This window comes from Mesorhizobium sp. M7A.F.Ca.CA.002.05.1.1 (genome assembly GCF_003998335.1).
Classification (GTDB): Bacteria; Pseudomonadota; Alphaproteobacteria; order Rhizobiales; family Rhizobiaceae; genus Mesorhizobium.
In genome coordinates this window covers 1-1,539 of sequence record NZ_RZQI01001163.1, presented here as the reverse complement: position 1 = coordinate 1,539, position 1,539 = coordinate 1, and the positions used below count along the sequence as shown (strand labels likewise).

The following is a 1,539-nucleotide window of genomic DNA, read 5'->3' as shown; positions in this document are numbered from 1 at the left end:
GGCCGAGCGGCCGGAAATCGCCCGCGTCATCTATCCCGGCCGCTCGGCCAGGAAATCCGCGATCCGGCCGGCACTTTCCGTCTGCTGGCGCACGCGCAGCGGCAGCGTTTCCAGGCCTTTCAGCAGCGTCCAGGCGTTGAAGGGTGACAGGCTTGGGCCAGTATGGCGGAAATAGTCGTGCAGGTTCTCGTCGATCCACTTCTTGTCCGACAGGATGACGCCGCCGAGACAGCGCCCCTGGCCGTCTATGTGCTTGGTCGCCGAATAGACGACGATATGGGCGCCGAGCTGCAAGGGCTTCTGCTGCAGGGGCGTGGCGAAGACATTGTCGACGATCAGCCTTGCGCCGATCGAATTGGCAAGCGAAGCGACAGCGGCGATATCGACCACTTCCAGCGTCGGATTGGTCGGGCTTTCCAGGAAGAACAGCTTGGTGTTCGGCTTGACCGCCTTTTCCCAGTTGGCGATGTCGGTGCCGTCGACCAGCGTCGCCTCGATGCCGTATCTCGGCGCCAGCGTCTCGACCACCCAGCGGCAGGAGCCGAACAGCGCACGTGCCGCCACGATATGGTCGCCGGCCTTGGCGCTGCACAGAAGGGCGGCCGTCACCGCCGCCATGCCCGACGCGGTGGCGCGCGCGTCTTCGGCGCCTTCCAGGGCGCACATGCGTTTTTCGAACATGTCGACGGTCGGATTGGCGTAGCGCGAATAGATGAAGCCCGGTTCCTCACCCTTGAAACGGGCTTCGGCGGCCTGCGCCGTTTCGTAGACATAGCCCTGGGTGAGGTAGATCGCTTCCGACGTTTCGCCGAAACCGGAACGCAGCGTTCCGCTGTGCACGAGTGCCGTCTGAGGCTTCCAGTTGTGCTTCTTGGTGCTCATCGCTTTTCTTCCAGACACAAAAAAACCGGCCGCGAAAGTCGCAACCGGTCCATACGGCCTTGCGGCCCGACGGTCCTTTAGCGACTTGTTTAACGTGGCTGCAAGCCGACCGGCCAAATCACCACGGGATAACGACCCTTTAGACCCGCGCCACGCTTGCGTCAATTGCCGGCTTCATTAAGAGGTTTGTACCAAGCAGGTTCCGCAAAAGTGTTCCACGGTTTTGCGACCAGAACCTGCGACAAGAAAAACGTCTGACCTAGGAGCGGAGCCTTGCGGCAGACAGGCATTCTTCCCGATCAGGACATATCGGCGCTGTTCCAGTCCGGCGCGCTGAAGTCGGCGCGTGCGCTCGACGCCGACCAGATCCAGCCGGCCAGTCTCGACCTCAGGCTCGGCGACAAGGCCTGGCGGGTGCGGGCCTCCTTCCTGCCCGGCCCCAACCACAAGGTCTCGGAAAAGCTCGACCGGCTGCAGCTGCACGAGATCAGTCTTGCCGAGGGCGCGGTGCTGGAGACCGGCTGCGTCTATATCGTGCCCTTGCTTGAAAGCCTGGCATTGCCGGCTGATATTTCGGCCTCGGCCAATCCGAAGAGCTCGACCGGGCGGCTCGACATCTTCACCCGGGTCATGACCGATCGCGGCCACGAGTTCGAC

At 62.8% G+C, this 1,539-nt stretch carries 1 protein-coding gene, 1 pseudogene and 1 riboswitch; of the genes and pseudogenes, one reads left to right on the top strand and one right to left on the bottom strand.

What is annotated here, in order from left to right; genetic code table 11:
* Positions 1–36: 36 nt before the first annotated feature.
* Positions 37–882, bottom strand: a pseudogene (locus EN939_RS33680) (aminotransferase class I/II-fold pyridoxal phosphate-dependent enzyme); the annotation flags it as partial.
* A gap of 57 nt (positions 883–939) precedes the next feature.
* A riboswitch (SAM riboswitch) is annotated at positions 940–1,017 on the bottom strand.
* 138 nt (positions 1,018–1,155) lie between these two features.
* On the opposite strand from EN939_RS33680, the gene EN939_RS33675 reads away from it, so the two are divergent.
* On the top strand, positions 1,156–1,539 hold a 384-nt coding region (locus tag EN939_RS33675; protein ID WP_206528421.1), incomplete at its 3' end, for a 2'-deoxycytidine 5'-triphosphate deaminase domain-containing protein.